This is a genomic window from Burkholderia sp. Tr-862 (assembly GCF_011753085.1).
Classification (GTDB): Bacteria; Pseudomonadota; Gammaproteobacteria; order Burkholderiales; family Burkholderiaceae; genus Burkholderia; species Burkholderia ambifaria.
On record NZ_VWWG01000006.1, the window covers coordinates 1 to 16,606 of the forward strand.

Consider the following 16,606-nt stretch of genomic DNA (forward strand, 5'->3'; position numbering starts at 1 on the left):
TAGCAGCGTGCCGCTCGCCGCCGGCAGCCGCGTGCGCGTGACCGGCCGCCAGGGGCTGACGCTGACCGTCACGCCGCTCTACGACGTGCCCGGGCAGGCACAACCCCAAGGAGAACCTTCATGATCGGTTACACGTTCGGCTTCAGCAGCGTCCTGATCGTCTTCGTCGTGGTGCTCGTCGCGTCGTCGATCCGCATCTTCCGCGAGTACGAGCGTGGCGTCGTGTTCATGCTCGGCCGGTTCTGGAAAGTGAAGGGGCCGGGGCTCGTGCTGATCATCCCGATCGTCCAGCAGGTCGTGCGGATCGACCTGCGCACCGTCGTGTTCGACGTGCCGCCCCAGGACGTGATCACGCGCGACAACGTGTCGGTGAAGGTCAATGCGGTCGTGTATTTCCGCGTCGTCGATCCGGAGAAGGCGGTGATCCAGGTCGCGCACTTCTTCGACGCGACCAGCCAGCTCTCGCAGACGACGCTGCGTTCGGTGCTCGGCAAGCACGAGCTCGACGCACTGCTCGCCGAGCGCGAGCAGCTGAACGCCGACATCCAGAAGACGCTCGACGCGCAGACCGATGCGTGGGGGATCAAGGTATCGACGGTCGAAATCAAGCACGTCGACCTGAACGAGACGATGGTGCGCGCGATCGCGCGGCAGGCCGAGGCCGAGCGCGAGCGGCGCGCGAAGGTGATTCACGCGGAAGGCGAACTGCAGGCGTCGGAGAAGCTGCTGCAGGCCGCGCAGCGGCTCGCGCTGCAGCCGCAGGCGATGCAGCTGCGCTACCTGCAGACGCTGACGACGATCGCGGCCGACAAGAACTCGACGATCGTGTTTCCGCTGCCGATCGATCTGCTGGGGTCGCTGATGGAGCGGTTGGGGGTGAAGCGGGAGCCTTGAGATGTGCGTGTGCCGGCTCGCACGAGGCCGATGCGGATGGACGCGGGGCCGCGGCGGTCCGGCGCCCGGCCCGCGTCAGGCCAGCAGCTTGCGCTCGGTCTTGCCGTACTTGATCGACTTCTCGTCCGGGATCATCAGGCCCGTGTGCTCGTCGCGGCCCTGCAGCAGGAAGCGCGCGTCCGGCTTGCCGATCTGTTCGGCCGCGAGCGTGCTGTCCGCGCCGATCTCGCCCTTCTTCATCCGGTTGACGATCACGCCGGCCGCGGTGTCCTTGAAATCGCGCAGCATCCACGCGTCGCCGTCGCTGTCGCCGAACACCAGCAGCGGGCCGTAACCCTTCTTCGACGCGAGGACGTTGCGGATGCCCACCGTCTTGCCGGGCCCCCAATTGAAATGCCAGCCGGCCGGATAGGTGCTCGTGTACCTGCCGTCCTGCATGTCGAGACGCAGGCCGATCACGTTCTCGGGCGCCACGCCGTAGCCATAGTTCGGATTGCCGGCGAACACGCGCACGACGTCGTCGAGCGACGCGGTACTCACGTACACGTCGATGCCGTTCGCACGCAGCGTATGCATCACCGCGCGGATTTCCTCGTGAATGCGGATGCCGTGGAAATGGGTATCGGCCACCACGCCGGCCTTGCCCGGCAGCGCCTTCGGGCTTTCGTAGCGAACCTTGCGCAGCGCGTCGCCGATACCGTAGTTGTTCGACGCTTCCGCCATCGCCTGCAGCTCGGCGGTCGTCATGTTCTTGTAGAAGTAGATGATCCACTTGTAGCCGACTTCGAGCGGATGCGTGTCGCAGATCGCGTCGTACATGAAGTACAGCTTCGCGCGAAAATCCTTGAACTGGTCGGTCTCGCGAATCTCGTCGAGGCTCTTGTCGCCGCCGAAGCCCTTGTAGTTCGCATGGAGCCAGCGGTAGTCGGACTCGACGTCGGCGGCGAGGTCCTCCATCGTCACCGGCTTGCCGTCGACGGTCGTATAGTCCTTCATGAACGCGCCCTTCGGCACGTCCTTCCACATCACGCCGACGAACTCGTCCGGCGTCAGCTTGTACTGCAGATGGTTGATCTGGTACATCAGCAACGCCTCTTCGCAGTCGTTCATGATGCACGTGTTGTCCCAGTCGAACACCGCATACGGGCGGCGCTTTCCATCGTAGCGCGCGCTCGCGACGCCATGCTGGTCGAGCACCGCCTGCAGGCGCGCGGCGTTAAACGGCGACCAGCGGCCCGGGTCCAGCGTGTCCGGCGCGATTGCGCGCTTCGCGCCGGCGATGCCGGCCTTGAGCATGAGCGGCGTCGCAGCGGTCGCCGCGGCAAGGGTGTTCATGAACCTGCGGCGTTGCATGGTCTCTCTCCGTGGAAATGTCGAATCGGCTTCGGTCGCCCCGCGCGACGCGCGGCACACCGGCCCCGCGAAGCCGCAAAGGCTTCGAATAGGGGCGGATGATGTGACGAAATTATTTCGGCAATTTGACAGCGTCTCGCCGCGACACGACGGAGAGTTGATCCGGCGCGACATGCCGGGCCCGCGCCGGAGCCTCGCGAGCTGCTCCCGGCCGGCCCGACCGCCGGAAACCTAGAGCTTCTCCTCCATTTCGGCCCTTCATTAGGAGAAGTCCTCACCTCCGGGGGGCTGGCACACGACGTCGAACCGGCCATGATCGTTACATCAATCAATGGCACATTAAATGCTGACTGAATAATTCGCCCGACATCACCGGCGGATGCGTTCCGGATCAGCGCCCCAGCCTTGCACAGGACTCGCGTCGCGCCGAGACGCAAACGCGGGCCGACACATGGAGACGCATCATGACCGCTCACAACCCGCTGCCGGAAGTCCACCTCGACGAGCTGCCGCAATTCCGCGCGGTCCAGCAGCTTGCCTACCGCTGCGTCGAGACCGTCGGCGCGATGCTCTATCCCGGCATCACCGAGAAGGAAGCCGCACGCCTGCTGACCGAATGGCTGCAGGACCACGGCGTGCACGACTGGCTGCACAAGCCGTTCGCGTGGTTCGGCGAGCGCACCGCGTTCGAGGGCTTCTCCGGCCTCAAGCACATGGGCGGCTTCAACCTCGCGTTCTTCCCGAGCCACCGCCAGCTCGAAACCGACATGCCCGTGATCCTCGACGTCGCGCCCGTGCTCGACGGGGTCGTCGCGGACGTCGGCTACGCGCACTGCCTCGGCCGCAACCCGATCCTCGAACAGCTGCAGGACGACCTGATGGACCATCGCGACATGATCGTGCGGCTCGTGAAGGCGCGCCGCCCGATGGCCGAGGTCGCGCAGGCGGTCGACGCGCTGTGCCGCCGCCAGGGCGTCGAGCCGCGCCACAAGGCCTATCCGTTCAAGGTGCTCGCGCATCGCGTCGCGAAGATCCACAAGCCGTCGAAACCGCGCTTCGTCGCGCGCTTCGGGCTGAACGCGACGCGCAACCTGCTGCTCGACCAGGGCCGGGCGGCGAAGCAGCAGGGCTGGTCGCCGCTGTGGTCGATCGACCGCCGCTCCGAACATGCGCCCGTGCCGGGCCTGTGGGCCGTCGAGCCGCATCTCGGCTTCGCCGGCGTCGGCGCGAAATTCGAGGAACTGCTGGTGATCACCGACGACGACGCGTACTGGCTCGACGACGACCTGCCGCACGTGCGCCGCTGGCAGCGCCGCCAGGCCGAACGCGCGCAGGCCGTCGCGGCTGTGCCGGCCGCTGCGTGACGCGTCCGCGTCGCGCCTTCCTCCCGAATTCCCTAAGCCCCGAATCCCTGAACGACGGACTCACGATGCAGCCTCTTTCCGACGAAGCACCGCTGGCCCTGTTCGAATTGCTTCACAGCGAGACGGCCGTCGCCTCCGGCGACCTGACGCTCGCGGTCAGGACCTGGGGCGACCCGGCCCGCTCGCCGGTCGTGCTCGTGCACGGCTACCCCGACGACAGCAGCGTCTGGCAGCAGGTCGCGCCGCTGCTCGCACGCAAGCACTACGTGATCGCCTACGACGTGCGCGGCGCGGGCCTGTCCGGCGTGCCGAAGCGCACGGCCGACTACCACCTCGCGAAGCTGACCGACGACTTCATCGCGGTGATCGACACGCTCTGCCCCGGCCGCGCGGTGCACCTGATCGCGCACGACTGGGGCTCGATCCAGGGCTGGGAATTCGTCACGGATCCGCGGCTCGCCGGCCGCATTGCGTCATACACGTCGTGCTCGGGGCCGTGCCTCGACCACGTCGGCTTCTGGCTGCGCGAACGCGTGCTGCGGCCGACGCCCGCATCGTTGGCCAAGCTCGGCGGCCAGCTCGTGCGCTCGTGGTACGTGACCTTGTTCCACCTGCCGTTCATCCCCGAGCTGAGCTGGCGGCTGTGGCTCGGCCGCGCATGGCCGGGCCTGCTGCGCCGGGTCGAGAAGACGCCGGCCGCCCCGCGCGCGACGCAGGCCGACGACGGCGCGCACGGCGTGCGCCTCTATCGCGCGAACTTCATCCGCTGCCTGTTCGCGCCGCGCGAGCGCTACGCGCACGCTCCCGTGCAGACGATCGTGCCGCTCGGCGACAAGTACGTGAGCCCGGCGCTGTCCGAGAACCTGTCGCGCTGGGTGCCGCGGTACTACCGGCGCGAAGTCGCGGCCGGCCACTGGCTGCCGCTCGCTGATCCCGCGCGCTTCGCGGGCCTCGCCGAGCAGCTGATCGACGCGGTCGAATCGGGCGAAGAGCCGCCCGCGCTCGCGAACGCACGCCGGCGCGCCACCAGCGGCCGCTTCAGCGGCAAGGTCGTGGTCGTCACCGGCGCGGGCAGCGGCATCGGACGCTGCGCGGCGCTCGCGTTCGCCCGCGAAGGCGCGACCGTCGTCGCGTGCGATATCGAGCTCGCGAGCGCCGAGCGCACCGCGCTGCTGCTCGGGCTGATCGGCGCGCAGGCGCATGCGAAATGCGTGGACGTCGGGTCCGCCGACGAGATGGAAGCGCTCGCGACGTGGGTCGGCAGCGAACTCGGCGGCGCGGACGTCGTGATCAACAACGCGGGCATCGGCATGGCCGGCGGCATTCTGGATACGACCACCCACCACTGGGAGCGCATCCTGCACGTGAACCTGTGGGGCGTGATCCACGGCTCGCGACTGTTCGCCCAGCAGATGGCCGCGCGCGGCACCGGCGGCCACATCGTCAACACCGCGTCGGCCGCCGCGTTCGGGCCGTCGCGCGACCTGCCCGCATACGCGACGACGAAAGCTGCCGTGCTGATGCTCAGCGAATGCATGCGTGCGGAACTCGCGGAGAAAGGCATCGGCGTGACGGCCGTGTGCCCGGGCTTCGCGGAAACCGGAATCATGGCGTCGACGCAATACGCGGGCGCCAACGCTCAGGACGAGGCACGGCTGCGCAAACGCGCGACGAAGCTGTACCAGATGCGCGGCCTGAAACCCGAGACCGTCGCGCAGGCGATGGTCGACGGCGTGCTGCGCAACCGGCCGGTCGTGGCGGTGGGCGCCGAGGCACATGCGCTGCGCGTCGTCGGCCGCTTCATGCCGTGGCTCGGCCGAATGCTCGCCCGCATCGGCATGGCATCACATTGACGGCGCAGGCCCCCGCACAGAAACGGAGACACAGATGACCGCTACCGCCGACTATCACCAGATCAAGGCCCGGCACGTGAAGTTCGACTTCAGCGACACGCCGATCACGTGGGTGCCGAACGACCCGTGCAGTACGCACATCATCAACACGCTGAACCTGCTGTTCCCGGAAGGCGAGCTGTGGTTCTGCCGCGTGTACAACAAGGCGCTACCGCACATCACCGATGCACGCCTGCGCGACGAAGCCGAAGGCTTCCTGCGCCAGGAAGCCGTGCATTCGCGCTCGCACGGCGGCGTGCTCAAGCATTACTACGACCGGCACGGGATCGACACGAAGCCGTTCACGCAGAAGCTGAACTGGCTGTTCACGCGCGTGCTCGGCGAAGCGCCGTTCGGGCTGAAGATCGGCCATACGCGCTTCTGGCTGCGGCAACAACTCGCGGTGATCGCGTCGCTCGAACATTTCTTCGGCTATCTCGGCAACTGGGTGCTCAATGCGCACGGGCTCGACGAAGGCGGCGCCGACCCGACGATGGTCGACCTGCTGCGCTGGCACGGCGCGGAGGAAGTCGAGCACCGGACCGTCGCGTTCGACATCTACAACCACGTGGGCGGAAACTACCCGGAGCGCTGCGTGCACATGGCGTTCGTGATCGTGCTGCTGCTCTACTTCATCACGAGCGGCGCAAGATTCATGTACCGGCGCGACCCGGCCGCCGGCCGCTATCCGGGTTTCGTGCGCTCGTGGTGGAAGGGTTCGCGGCGCGGCCACCTGCCGTCGTTCTGGAAAGTGATCGGCGCGGCGCTGCGCTATTTCAAGCCGGGCTATACGCCACACCATGAAGGCTCGACCGAGCAGGCGCTCGCATATCTGGCCCGCTCGCCCGCCGCGCAGGCGGCCGCGCACGGCGGCAACTGGGGCACGACGAAGGGCGCGTGAACGGCTGCCCGAGCGAGGTCGTCGGCGGCTTTGTCACGGCCTCGGCGGGCGGTGCCCGCCGAAGTGCGTACAATCGCGGCTTCATTTCCCGGAGGTGCCGCGATGGCCATGAAGAAAACCGATCTAGAAAAGAACAAGGCGCTCAAGCTGACGCAAGCGATGAAGCAGTCGAACGCCGCGCGCTTCGGCAAGGGCGCCGAGGAAGCGCCGAAGCTCGATCGCCGCGCGCAGCGCAAGCTCGACCAGGAACAGGGCCTCGTGCCGTTCGCGTGCAAGCTCAACGCCGATCTCGTCGAACAGCTGAAGGCGCGCGCCGCCACGCACCCGGACGGGATGACGGGCCTGCTGTCCGAACTGCTCGTGAACGGCCTCGCCCAGCGCGACGCGTGATCGTCACGCCGCTCGAAAATAGTCGTTGACAACGCCGTACGACATCGACAAACTCGTTCGCATGCCTACGTTCAAGCACATCGCCATCGCGAATCATTGCTCGATGAACATTCGAAAGAATGGATCACGGGAGGCGCTTGTGCGTTAGCATCCGAGCAGTACCGCATGTCACACAAGGCCTCACCGGAAACGGATGAGGCCTTTTTGTTCTGGTGCGCGTCATCCGTCCGGCTCAACGAATGGAGCAGACGATGGACCAGGCAAGCCCGTTGTTCGACCGTCCCGATACGCGCCGCACCGGCGCGATCACGTTACCGACCGTCGTGATCCGTTTCGCGGTTGCGCCGCGCACGACCCTGACCTGGCGCGCGCCGAGCGATGCGGAAATTCGTGCGCACGGCGCGCCGCTGTGGATCACGCGGCCGCCGAGCGTCGACGATTACTGGGTGCAACCCGGCGACGTGCTGCGCATCGCGCGCGGCGATCGCATCTGGCTCGGCACCGATGACGACCGGGCGGCCGAAGCGTCGATCACGACGGCGTACGTGCGGCGCGGCGAACGGCTGAGACGCACGCTCGCGCAAGTGCAACGTTTGCTCGTCGGACGATGGCGGAGAAGAGATTGACGATGCGCGCTCACGCGCGCAACGAGGCACCGGAGCGCGCGGAATCACCGCATCCGGAAACGGACGCACCGGCGGCGCAATGCGTCGCCGGTGCGCATCGAATGACGCGGCACGCCCATGCGTGCCGCGCGCGATCGCGCACCGTGCGCAACCCTTACCTGCATTGCGTGCATCAGGTTCAGGTGCTGGCGGCGAGACGCGGGCCCGTGCTACGGGGAGTGGAATCAAGGTCGGGGCGTTGCGCGGCATGCGAGGTCACCCACGGGTCGATGCCTTGTTTTTGCACCTCCTCGAGAAATGACACGCGTGTACGCCAGTAATCCGCTTGTAATTTCGCATCGATGACGCGCTGTTCGGCTGAGAACAGTTCCATGCGCGCTGTCACGAGCATCGACGCAGCGGTTTTTTCCGGCGTGGGGGCGTGCCGCATCGCCCAACGGCTGATCCAGTTCAACATGCTGACCTCCGTAATTACGGACGAACCCGCATCGGGCAATCGCAATCGGTCGCGCCTGCCCGAATGCGCAGCGACCGTCACCACACTTCACCGCCTGGCCTGCACGGACTGCGACTCCCCCGCGTCGGCAACAACCGGCCGGCGTGTGCGCGCGGTGTATCTATCCTAGAAAGAGTTGCCGGTTTACGCGATGACCTCTTGCAATCTTTTACACAGAAACCACAGTCGCTCCCGCATCGAGAAATGACAGTTGCGGACGGGACGGCTTCGGAGCAGGATAGCCCGATATCTGCCACCGCCCGGACCGACGAACGGCCGCTGCGCACCCGCGCCGGTCCTGCGCGCGCGTTCGCGCATGCGTTGCGCCCGCCCCGCGTTCGTCCAGCATGCGGGCGCTCCATGGCAGTCGCATGTCATCGTGCGGCGGCCGCGCGCCGCGCGTCCCTCATGCCGTTGCGCCCGCATCGGCCGACACGGCCTGCCCGCCGTCGAATCGTTTCCATCGTTTCCGCCTGCCCACTTCGTCCAAACCGGTAAAATGCGCGCCTTCCTCGCGCGGCCGGCCTGCCCGACCGTTCGCGCGAACGCAGCCGATCGTGCCCCGCAACTATATCGTCCGAGCTATCCGCGCTATTACAATCCGCCGATAGCGCGGCAATAGTGGCTGGTTACAGTACGCCGGCCGCGCGCTGCCGTTACAACAATTCGGCACAAACAACAAGCAACACGACAACCCGACCGGAGAAACGCCTACATGGAATCCATCAAGCGGTATTTCGGCTTCGCTGAAGCCGGCACCGATTTCCGCACCGAAATACTCGCGGGCGTCACCACGTTCCTGACGATGGCCTACATCATCTTCGTCAACCCTGCGATCCTCGGCGACGCCGGCATGCCGAAGGAATCCGTGTTCGTCGCGACCTGCCTCGTCGCGGCGCTGGCGTCGCTCATCATGGGGCTGTACGCAAACTACCCGATCGCCTGCGCGCCGGGCATGGGCCTGAACGCGTATTTCGCGTACACGGTCGTCAAGGGAATGGGTTTCACGTGGCAGGCCGCGCTCGGCGCGGTGTTCATCTCCGGCTGCCTGTTCCTGCTCGTCACGCTGTTCCGCGTGCGCGAGGCGATCGTCAACGGCATTCCGAAATCGCTGCGCATCTCGATCACCGCCGGCATCGGCCTGTTCCTCGGCATCATCTCGCTGAAGACCTCCGGCGTGATCGTCGGCAACCCGGCCACGCTCGTCACGCTCGGCGACCTGCACAAGCACGACACGATCCTCGCGATCATCGGCTTCTTCACGATCGTCACGCTCGACCATCTGCGCGTGCGCGGCGCGATCCTGATCGGCATCATCGGCGTGACGATCCTGTCGTTCTTCTTCGGCGACAACCAGTTCCACGGCGTGTTCTCCGCGCCGCCGTCGATCGACGCGACGCTGTTCAAGCTCGACATCGGCGCCGCATTGTCGACCGGCATCATCAACGTGATCCTCGTGTTCTTCCTCGTCGAGCTGTTCGACGCGACCGGCACGCTGATGGGCGTCGCGAACCGCGCGGGCCTGCTCGTCGAAGGCAAGATGAACCGCCTGAACAAGGCGCTGCTCGCCGACAGCACCGCGATCGTCGCGGGCTCGGTGCTCGGCACGTCGTCGACCACCGCGTATATCGAAAGCGCGTCGGGCGTGCAGGCCGGCGGCCGCACGGGCGTGACGGCGATCACCGTCGCGGTGCTGTTCCTCGCGTGCCTGTTCATCGCGCCGCTCGCCGGCGTCGTGCCGGCCTACGCGACCGCGCCCGCGCTGCTGTACGTGTCGTGTCTGATGCTGCGCGAGATGGTCGACGTGCCGTGGGACGACGCGACCGAAGCCGTACCGGCCGCGCTGACCGCGCTGCTGATGCCGTTCACGTACTCGATCGCGAACGGCGTCGCGTTCGGCTTCATCTCGTATGGCGGCCTGAAGCTGCTGACGGGCCAGGGCCGCACGGTCAAGCCGGTCGTGTGGGTCATCGCGGCCGTGTTCCTGTTCCGCTTCTTCTATCTCGGCAGCGAGTGACGCACGCGCATCGGTGCGATGCGCGATGAAACTCCGCCACCTTCGGGTGGCGTTTTTGTTGGAGTACGCGCATCACGCGTCCGCCTGCCGCAGTACCCAGTGCGCGAAGGTCTGCAGCGGACCGTCGCCCAGCTCCAGCGCCTCGGGCAACACGAGGCAGAAGCGCTTCACCACGCCTCGACCGTCGGGCCAGGGCGCCGCGAGCGATCCTTGCGCGATCTCGGCGTCGACATAGAGTCGTGGCGCCAGCGCGACGGACCTTCGACGCTTACCAGGCGCAACTTCGTACCATCGAGGCAGGCGACGTACTGGCCGGCATCGTCGCGGTGCCGCTACCTGGGCATACGCCTGGCCACACCGGCTATCGTGTTGAATCGCACGGCGAGCGCCCGCTGATCTGGGGTGATCTCGTGCATTTCGCGCCGATCCAGGTCGCCCGGCCCGACGTGTCGATCGCGTTCGACCAGGATCCGTCGCAGGCATCCGCGACGCGCGCGGCCGCGCTCGCCGAAGTCGCTTCGGACAACGTGTTGATTGCGGGTATGCACCTCGCCGACACGGGCTTCGCACGCATCGCGCGCGCGAATGGCGCAACCGACGGCGCGTATGCGCTCACCGGGGCGGATTGACGGAAACGGAACGCAGGCACGCCATCGCGCCGCACGATGTTCGAATCGTGCCGGGCATCATCCCGCGCCAAGCGGGGCACCGGACCACCATGCGCCGATACGACACGGGCGCCGGTATCCGGCGCCCGCTCCGTCGCTGCCCGGTCGTCCGGTTCAGCGCCAGTTCGCCTCGTAGAAGCGCACATAGCCGCTGCGCAGCGTCAGGCATTGCGCGCGCGTCTCGGACAGCAGCCGCCGCGCGGCTGCCTCGATCCGCTCGCGGTGCTGATCGTACGCACCGACCATGTCCTCGAAGCGCGGCGACGCCGCACCGAAATGATCCTCCAGCGCCTCGGCGGTGATCTGACATTGGACGCGCTCGCCATTGACCAACGCCGTGAATCCAAGCATCAGGTCGCGCCCCGAATATTCGGGCTTCTCATTCGTGAAATGAATTTGCATGGGAGCCGCCTATCGGCCGGTAGAAAGCAAATGACCGCGTCCGTCGTCCGCTACCGGCCGGACGAAAAATGTACGCGGGCTCGCCGGCAGAGGCACGATCCACGGAGGGTATGGCGCGGACAATGCATGCCGGTTGCATTCCACTTTAGACGGTTTCGCGCAGGAGGCAAAATTTACGACGCGCGTCGTTCTGACGCGCATTTCCTCTGACCAGCGCAACATCCGACACCGTTTTCCGAACGGCGTCAGTGAGGATCGGTGGGCCAGATGTTCAGCGAGATCGCGGCGGTCGTGGCGCCCACCGCAATGGCGGCGGCCCCGTATTGCACTGCGTCGCTCAAGTCGAACAGCAAACCGTGGATCGCCACGGCGATGCCGCCCAGCATGATGAAGGTGGCGATGGCCGCCAGCACGACTCTCAGTTCCGTCCGAACCATGATGCGTCTCCCGAACGGATGCATGTCACGTCGCATGCATGTTGCGATGCGGAACACGGCGCGTGCGTGCTCCGCTTTCATCATTGCAGGCGGGCGCTTAAAAGCAAGGGGTTTTTGTACCCGGTCGCGCAACGCGCGCCGCGCTTGTATGATGAGGCGATATCGATGGCGGCGGCCCCGGTGACGGATGGTGCGGTGCAAGGCGGCAAGGTGGGTCGATTGTGATGCATGGGGCCCAAACAAGCGCTGAAGTGCCAAGCTGGGCCGACCGCGAAGCATGGGGCCCAAGTAAGCGCTAAAGCGCTAACTTGGCGCCGACCGCGAAGCATGGGACCAGAGTAAGCGCTGAAGCGCTAACTCTGGTCGACAGGAGACAAGACATGCCTCAACCTTTCGTGCTGCCCGCCACCGCGGGCCGCAACGACCTGCTCGCGCAGGCGCATGCCCGTTCGACCGCGGTCGGCCTGCGCGCAAACGAGCGCCCCGATTTCTCGCCGCTGTCGCGCCTCGCGCTGCGCGAACTGCTCGACACGAACCACGCCCTGTTCGCGCACGCGCGCCCCGTGATGGAGAACCTCCACGCGCAGATCGCCGACACGCAAAGCCTCGTGCTGCTCACCGATGCCGACGGCGTGATCCTGCACAGCATCGGCGACGCGGACTTCATCGAGAAAGCCAATCGCGTCGCGCTATGCACCGGCGTGTCGTGGGCCGAAGGCGCGCGCGGCACCAACGCGATCGGCACCGCGCTCGCGTCGGGTCAGGCGCTCGCCGTCCATGGGTCCGAACACTTCCTGCGCGCGAACCATATCCTCACCTGCTCCTGCGCGCCGATCATCGCCCCGTTCGGCCGCACGCTCGGCACGCTCGACGTGAGCGGCGACCCGCGCGGCTTCAGCCCCCATACGCTCGCGCTCGTGCGGATGTCCGCGCAGCTGATCGAGAACCACCTGTTCGCGAACCAGTGCGCGGAAGCGTTGCGGCTGCGCTTCCATGCCCACGAGGATTGTGTCGACTCCCTGTTCGCCGGGCTCGTCGCGTTCGGGCCCGACGGCGGGCTGATCGCCGCGAATCGGAGCGCGCAATTCCAGCTCGGCGCAACGTTCGATGCATTGCAGCATCACGGCTGCGACGCACTGTTCGGCATGCACTTCGGCCAGCTCGCGCAGCAGGCGGCCCGCGCCCCCGGCGCACCGTTCCGCCTCACGCTGTCGACCGGCGTGCGCGTGCTCGCACGCTGCGAATTCGCGGAAGCGCACAAGACGGCCATCGCCGTCTCGCCGCCCGCCCCCGCCGTGCGCTTGCGCGCGCCGGACCCCGACGCCATCACGTTCGCGACGCTCGACACCGGCGATGCGCGGATGGCCGCCGTGCTCGAACGCGTCGCGAAGATCCGCGGACGCGACCTGCCGTTGCTGATCCTCGGCCAGACCGGCACCGGCAAGGAATGGCTCGCGCGTGCGCTGCACCAGGCGTCGCCGCGCGCGGATGGCCCGTTCGTCGCGGTCAACTGCGCGGCGCTGCCGGATTCACTGATCGAGGCCGAACTGTTCGGCTATGAGGACGGCGCATTCACCGGCGCGCGCAAGCGCGGCAGCCCCGGCAAGATCGCGCAGGCCGACGGCGGCACGCTGTTTCTCGACGAAATCGGCGACATGCCGCTCGCGCAGCAGGTCAGGCTGATGCGCGTGCTGCAGGAGCGCGCGGTGATGCCGCTCGGCGGCGCACGCGCGGTGCCGGTCGACGTGCGCGTGGTGTGCGCGACCCACCGCGACCTGCGCGCGATGATCGCGGAAGGCACGTTCCGCGAAGACCTGTTCTACCGGATCAACGGACTCGCGGTCACGCTGCCGGCGCTCGCCGCACGCACCGACCTGCCCGCGCTGGTCGAGCGGATCCTCGCGCGGCTCGCACGCAGCGAACCGATGCCGGGCCGCCTCGCGGCCGACGTGCTCGATGCATTCATGCGGCACCGCTGGCCCGGCAACCTGCGGCAGATGACCAACGTGCTACGTACGGCCGGCATGCTCGCCGAAGACGAACCCGAAATCACGCTCGCGCATCTGCCCGACGATTTCTGGCTCGACTGCGACGACTCGCCCGCGGCGGAAGCCGCACCGGCCGACACGCGCGAAGCGACGACGCTGCAGAGCCACCAGGCCGCGGTGATCGACGCGGTGCTCGCGCGGCATGGCGGCAACGTATCGGCCGCCGCGCGTGAGCTCGGGCTCGCGCGCAATACCGTGTATCGCTACCTGCGGCGACACTGACACCGGGGCCGGCCGCAGGCGGCTTCGGGTATGCTTGGCGCTTGCCTTGCCGCCGCCGCGCCGCCCGCTTCGACCCATGACCGATCCCGACCACCCGCCTCTCGTGCGCATCGAGCCGCTCGGCGCGACGTTCGACGCCCCCGATTCGCTGACGCTGCTCGAGGCCGCCGCGTTCGCGCACGTCAGGCTGCCGCGCTCGTGCCGCAACGGCACGTGTCGAAGCTGCCTGTGCAGGATCGTCAGCGGAAGCGTACGCTACACGATCGAATGGCCGGGGCTGAGCCGCGAGGAAAAGGCCGACGGCTATACGCTGCCGTGCGTGGCCGTCGCGATCTCCGATGTCGTGCTCGACGTGCCCGACGCGGAGATGATCGACTGAATGCGGCGCGCGGCCGCGCGCCATCCTGCAACGATGATGCCTGCCTGGAGAACGTGATGACCCAGCCAACCGATCGCATCGAGAAACAAGCCTTGCTCGCCGCGCCGCTGGCGCGCGTCTGGGAAGCCGTCAGCAATGCCGGCGAATTCGGCACCTGGTTCGGCGTGACGTTCGACGGGCCGTTCGTGGCGGGCCAGTCGATGTTCGGCCGCATCACGCCGACGCGCGTCGACGACGACGTCGCCAAGGCCCAGGAGCCGTATGCGGGCACTGTATTCGAAATCGTCGTCGATCGCGTCGAGCCGAAGCAACTGTTCTCCTTTCGCTGGCATCCGTTCGCGATCGATCCGAACTTCGACTACACATCCGAGCCAATGACGCTCGTCACCTTCTCGCTCGCGGAAACCAACGGCGGCACGCTGCTGACGGTCACCGAAACGGGTTTCGATCAACTGATCGAAGCGCGCCGCGCGAAGGCACGCGAGATGAACGACCAGGGCTGGGCCGCACAGATGATGCTGATCACGAAATATCTGGCGAAGCACGCCTAGCGCGCCACAACGCCGCATGCCCCATGCCGACATGCACATCGACGTGCGTGGCATAATCCGCTCCATCGTCGCCCCTACGCCGCCGCGCATCGCATGCTGAGTCGTCGACTCCGGAAGATCGTCAGTCTGATCGGGATGCTCGCCATCCTGATGACCGCGCTCGCGCCGACGATCTCGCAGGCGCTGACCACACACGACCGCGTCGACGCGCTGCTCGCCGGTTACTGCACGGCCGGCCCGGCCGGCGGCGACCACGCCGGCGATGCGTCGTCGAAGAGCCTGCAGGCCCATCTGCAGGCTTGCGGCTACTGCAACCTGCTTGCCCATACGCCTGCCCTGCCCGCGCCCGAACTCACGTTCGCGGCCCACGTTCACCTCCTCCAGCATCGCGCAGCCACCCGCTTCGAAAGCCTGCGCCGCGCGCTGCCGCTCACGGCCGCGCAACCGCGCGCCCCGCCGTTCGCATCCTGATTCGTCGTCACTGCGCGTGATGCCGTAGCGCATCGCGCCGTCCGCACGTGCGTTACGCGTGCATGCCGTGTCACGTTTCGAAGGACGCTCATGTTCGACCCTATTGCTCGCGGCGTCGTGCCGTGCATGCGCTTGCCCGCTTCCGGCGGTCACGCGTGCGCGAACGCGCGGCCGCACGTCGAATGCATCGTTCTCCTTGTCATTTCCAACCGGATCATCTCGTCATGAAAACCACTGCATTCCTGCGCGGCGCACTCGTCGCACTCGGCTTCGTCGTCGCACAGGCCGCTCATGCGCACGCGCACCCGAAAACCCTCGAGCCGGCCGCCGACGCCACGTTGTCGAGCGCGCCGCACGCGGTCACGATCGACTTCAGCGAAACGCTCGAGCCCGCATTCAGTTCGATCGCCGTCACCGACAGCCACGGCCAGTCGGTCGCCGACGGGAAATCCGCGGTCGACGCCGGCAACCGGAAGCGGATGCACGTTGCGCTGACTAACCTCGCGGCCGGCACGTATACGGTCGTGTGGATCGCGGTGGCGAGCGACGGCCATCGCACGCAGGGCCGCTATACGTTCACGCTGAAGTAACGCATACGCGACCCGCGCGGCACGCTTCCCTATCCGATCAGGAACACACTCGATGAAACGCTCGATTCCGACCAGCCTGCTGTTTGCACTGCTCGCGCTCCAGGCACCCGTCACGTTCGCCGCGTCGACCGTACAGGCCGATGCGTGCTGGATCCGCACGATGCCGGCGACGGTGCCGTCGTCCGGCTACTTCACGCTGAAGAACGATGGCGACAAGCCCGCCACACTCACGAGCATCGATACGCCCGCATTCGGGATGGCGATGATCCACGAAACGCAGACGGCCGGAAGTACCGCGAAGATGGTTCACGTCGACGCGGTCGACGTGCCCGCACACGGTACGGTGACGTTCAAGCCGAAGAGCTATCACGTGATGCTGGAGGAACCGCGCCAGCCGGTCGCGCCCGGCGCGAAGGTGCCGTTCCGGCTGCATTTCGCCGACGGCTCGACGGTGTCCGTGACCTGCGACGCGAAGGCGCCTTCCTACGCCGGCCAGTAACGCCGGATACGCAACGACCGAGGGAGACGCACATGAGCAAAGAACGCCTGCGGCTGGCTGACCTGATCGTCCGCTACCGGACGCCGCTGAATATCGCCGTATTGATCGTCTGCGGGTTATGGGCGGCGTGGATCGCATGGATCACTCGGCCGGCCGCGATCGATACGCCGTCGGCAATCGCCGCGTACTGCATGCGCGACGCGAACTGATTGCCCGCACCGGCGTCGTCGTGCACAGCGTCTATTCGTTCGGCGTGCGCCGGCTTCATCGCGGCTTTGGCGTCGGCCCGTGGGTGCGCGCGGCCAAGCGCGCCAGCGGATTGCTGTTCGTCGGGCTCGGGATCAGGCTGCTGACCGCGCGGCAGGCATGACGATCCGCACGGCGACGGGCTGCGCCGCGACGCAAC

The 16,606-nt window shown here is 67.0% G+C and carries 20 protein-coding genes and 2 pseudogenes; 17 read left to right on the top strand and 5 right to left on the bottom strand.

The features are described from left to right. Both F3J14_RS35540 and F3J14_RS03320 read left to right on the top strand, forming a co-directional pair. The coding region (locus F3J14_RS35540) for an NfeD family protein (RefSeq protein ID WP_247682115.1) at nt 1–124 on the top strand (124 nt) is incomplete at its 5' end. Next, entirely contained in the window at nt 121–894 is a 774-nt protein-coding gene (locus tag F3J14_RS03320) for a slipin family protein (protein WP_166721768.1), read from the top strand. The genes F3J14_RS35540 and F3J14_RS03320, both read left to right, overlap by 4 nt. A gap of 75 nt (nt 895–969) precedes the next feature. Here F3J14_RS03320 and F3J14_RS03325 read toward each other — a convergent pair whose 3' ends face one another. Beyond that, the gene (locus F3J14_RS03325) at nt 970–2,247 is read right to left on the bottom strand and encodes a haloacid dehalogenase-like hydrolase (protein ID WP_166721769.1); all 1,278 of its coding nucleotides are present in this window, start codon (nt 2,245–2,247) and stop codon (nt 970–972) included. A 464-nt stretch (nt 2,248–2,711) separates the two neighbouring features. On the opposite strand from F3J14_RS03325, the gene F3J14_RS03330 reads away from it, so the two are divergent. The 5 genes from F3J14_RS03330 to F3J14_RS03350 all read left to right on the top strand — a co-directional run bounded on the left by F3J14_RS03330 (nt 2,712) and on the right by F3J14_RS03350 (nt 7,420). Continuing rightward, a complete protein-coding gene (locus F3J14_RS03330; RefSeq protein ID WP_166721770.1) occupies nt 2,712–3,611 on the top strand; it encodes a M24 family metallopeptidase in 900 nt (299 codons plus the stop codon). Between the two features lie 65 nt (nt 3,612–3,676). Then, complete coding sequence (locus F3J14_RS03335) at nt 3,677–5,464, top strand: SDR family oxidoreductase (protein ID WP_166721771.1); 1,788 nt, start codon at nt 3,677–3,679, stop codon at nt 5,462–5,464. 34 nt (nt 5,465–5,498) lie between these two features. Then, a complete protein-coding gene (locus F3J14_RS03340) occupies nt 5,499–6,404 on the top strand; it encodes a metal-dependent hydrolase (RefSeq protein WP_166721772.1) in 906 nt (301 codons plus the stop codon). 102 nt (nt 6,405–6,506) lie between these two features. After that, nucleotides 6,507–6,794: a hypothetical protein gene (locus tag F3J14_RS03345; protein ID WP_006757696.1), complete on the top strand. Its 288-nt coding sequence runs from the start codon at nt 6,507–6,509 to the stop codon at nt 6,792–6,794. 251 nt (nt 6,795–7,045) lie between these two features. Then, on the top strand, nt 7,046–7,420 hold the full coding sequence (locus F3J14_RS03350; protein ID WP_166721773.1) for a DUF2917 domain-containing protein: 375 nt from the start codon (nt 7,046–7,048) through the stop codon (nt 7,418–7,420). A 178-nt stretch (nt 7,421–7,598) separates the two neighbouring features. On the opposite strand, the gene F3J14_RS03355 is transcribed toward F3J14_RS03350, so the two are convergent. Then, the gene (locus tag F3J14_RS03355; RefSeq protein ID WP_166721774.1) at nt 7,599–7,877 is read right to left on the bottom strand and encodes a hypothetical protein; all 279 of its coding nucleotides are present in this window, start codon (nt 7,875–7,877) and stop codon (nt 7,599–7,601) included. 754 nt (nt 7,878–8,631) lie between these two features. Between F3J14_RS03355 and F3J14_RS03360 the strand changes: the two genes are divergently transcribed. Beyond that, nucleotides 8,632–9,933 carry an NCS2 family permease gene (locus F3J14_RS03360; RefSeq protein ID WP_166721775.1) on the top strand — a complete coding sequence of 434 codons (1,302 nt, stop codon included), beginning with the start codon at nt 8,632–8,634 and terminating at the stop codon, nt 9,931–9,933. Between the two features lie 72 nt (nt 9,934–10,005). Here the strand turns inward: F3J14_RS03360 and F3J14_RS03365 are convergent. Then, a pseudogene (locus F3J14_RS03365) lies at nt 10,006–10,188 on the bottom strand (LysR family transcriptional regulator); the annotation flags it as partial. Between F3J14_RS03365 and F3J14_RS03370 the strand changes: the two are divergent. Then, nucleotides 10,182–10,562, top strand: a pseudogene (locus tag F3J14_RS03370) (MBL fold metallo-hydrolase); the annotation flags it as partial. The pseudogenes F3J14_RS03365 and F3J14_RS03370 sit on opposite strands and share 7 nt — an antisense overlap. 153 nt (nt 10,563–10,715) lie before the next feature. On the opposite strand, the gene F3J14_RS03375 reads toward F3J14_RS03370, so the two are convergent. After that, complete coding sequence (locus F3J14_RS03375) at nt 10,716–11,003, bottom strand: DUF1488 domain-containing protein (RefSeq protein WP_011659381.1); 288 nt, start codon at nt 11,001–11,003, stop codon at nt 10,716–10,718. A 245-nt stretch (nt 11,004–11,248) separates the two neighbouring features. Then, on the bottom strand, nt 11,249–11,440 hold the full coding sequence (locus F3J14_RS03380) for a DUF2964 family protein (protein WP_006757700.1): 192 nt from the start codon (nt 11,438–11,440) through the stop codon (nt 11,249–11,251). 380 nt (nt 11,441–11,820) lie between these two features. Between F3J14_RS03380 and F3J14_RS03385 the strand changes: the two genes are divergently transcribed. The 8 genes from F3J14_RS03385 to F3J14_RS03420 all read left to right on the top strand — a co-directional run bounded on the left by F3J14_RS03385 (nt 11,821) and on the right by F3J14_RS03420 (nt 16,570). Beyond that, nucleotides 11,821–13,710, top strand: a complete 1,890-nt coding sequence (locus F3J14_RS03385; RefSeq protein WP_166721776.1) for a sigma-54-dependent Fis family transcriptional regulator — start codon at nt 11,821–11,823, stop codon at nt 13,708–13,710. A 76-nt stretch (nt 13,711–13,786) separates the two neighbouring features. Beyond that, a complete protein-coding gene (locus F3J14_RS03390; protein WP_166721777.1) occupies nt 13,787–14,089 on the top strand; it encodes a 2Fe-2S iron-sulfur cluster-binding protein in 303 nt (100 codons plus the stop codon). Between the two features lie 56 nt (nt 14,090–14,145). Next, nucleotides 14,146–14,640 (top strand): SRPBCC family protein, encoded by a 495-nt coding sequence (locus F3J14_RS03395; protein ID WP_166721778.1) that lies wholly within the window; start codon nt 14,146–14,148, stop codon nt 14,638–14,640. A 93-nt stretch (nt 14,641–14,733) separates the two neighbouring features. Further along, entirely contained in the window at nt 14,734–15,111 is a 378-nt protein-coding gene (locus tag F3J14_RS03400) for a DUF2946 domain-containing protein (RefSeq protein ID WP_166721779.1), read from the top strand. A gap of 224 nt (nt 15,112–15,335) precedes the next feature. After that, nucleotides 15,336–15,701: a copper homeostasis periplasmic binding protein CopC gene (gene copC / locus F3J14_RS03405; RefSeq protein ID WP_166721780.1), complete on the top strand. Its 366-nt coding sequence runs from the start codon at nt 15,336–15,338 to the stop codon at nt 15,699–15,701. A 52-nt stretch (nt 15,702–15,753) separates the two neighbouring features. Beyond that, nucleotides 15,754–16,200: a copper chaperone PCu(A)C gene (locus tag F3J14_RS03410; protein WP_166721781.1), complete on the top strand. Its 447-nt coding sequence runs from the start codon at nt 15,754–15,756 to the stop codon at nt 16,198–16,200. 32 nt (nt 16,201–16,232) lie between these two features. After that, nucleotides 16,233–16,409, top strand: coding sequence for a hypothetical protein (locus tag F3J14_RS03415; RefSeq protein ID WP_166721782.1), 177 nt, complete (start codon nt 16,233–16,235; stop codon nt 16,407–16,409). Nucleotides 16,410–16,429: 20 nt separating this feature from the next. Continuing rightward, nucleotides 16,430–16,570, top strand: coding sequence for a hypothetical protein (locus F3J14_RS03420; protein WP_247682111.1), 141 nt, complete (start codon nt 16,430–16,432; stop codon nt 16,568–16,570). Nucleotides 16,571–16,606 lie beyond the last annotated feature (36 nt).

Coding starts and splice junctions, on each gene's coding strand:
- F3J14_RS03325 (WP_166721769.1), bottom strand. CDS start 2,247: ATGCAACGCCGCAGGTTCATGAACACCCTTGCCGCGGCGACCGCTGCG.
- F3J14_RS03380 (WP_006757700.1), bottom strand. CDS start 11,440: ATGGTTCGGACGGAACTGAGAGTCGTGCTGGCGGCCATCGCCACCTTC.
- F3J14_RS03375 (WP_011659381.1), bottom strand. CDS start 11,003: ATGCAAATTCATTTCACGAATGAGAAGCCCGAATATTCGGGGCGCGAC.
- F3J14_RS03415 (WP_166721782.1), top strand. CDS start 16,233: ATGAGCAAAGAACGCCTGCGGCTGGCTGACCTGATCGTCCGCTACCGG.
- F3J14_RS03350 (WP_166721773.1), top strand. CDS start 7,046: ATGGACCAGGCAAGCCCGTTGTTCGACCGTCCCGATACGCGCCGCACC.
- F3J14_RS03335 (WP_166721771.1), top strand. CDS start 3,677: ATGCAGCCTCTTTCCGACGAAGCACCGCTGGCCCTGTTCGAATTGCTT.
- F3J14_RS03345 (WP_006757696.1), top strand. CDS start 6,507: ATGGCCATGAAGAAAACCGATCTAGAAAAGAACAAGGCGCTCAAGCTG.
- F3J14_RS03400 (WP_166721779.1), top strand. CDS start 14,734: ATGCTGAGTCGTCGACTCCGGAAGATCGTCAGTCTGATCGGGATGCTC.
- F3J14_RS03320 (WP_166721768.1), top strand. CDS start 121: ATGATCGGTTACACGTTCGGCTTCAGCAGCGTCCTGATCGTCTTCGTC.
- F3J14_RS03410 (WP_166721781.1), top strand. CDS start 15,754: ATGAAACGCTCGATTCCGACCAGCCTGCTGTTTGCACTGCTCGCGCTC.
- F3J14_RS03385 (WP_166721776.1), top strand. CDS start 11,821: ATGCCTCAACCTTTCGTGCTGCCCGCCACCGCGGGCCGCAACGACCTG.
- F3J14_RS03355 (WP_166721774.1), bottom strand. CDS start 7,877: ATGTTGAACTGGATCAGCCGTTGGGCGATGCGGCACGCCCCCACGCCG.
- F3J14_RS03395 (WP_166721778.1), top strand. CDS start 14,146: ATGACCCAGCCAACCGATCGCATCGAGAAACAAGCCTTGCTCGCCGCG.
- F3J14_RS03390 (WP_166721777.1), top strand. CDS start 13,787: ATGACCGATCCCGACCACCCGCCTCTCGTGCGCATCGAGCCGCTCGGC.
- F3J14_RS03330 (WP_166721770.1), top strand. CDS start 2,712: ATGACCGCTCACAACCCGCTGCCGGAAGTCCACCTCGACGAGCTGCCG.
- F3J14_RS03360 (WP_166721775.1), top strand. CDS start 8,632: ATGGAATCCATCAAGCGGTATTTCGGCTTCGCTGAAGCCGGCACCGAT.
- copC (WP_166721780.1), top strand. CDS start 15,336: ATGAAAACCACTGCATTCCTGCGCGGCGCACTCGTCGCACTCGGCTTC.
- F3J14_RS03340 (WP_166721772.1), top strand. CDS start 5,499: ATGACCGCTACCGCCGACTATCACCAGATCAAGGCCCGGCACGTGAAG.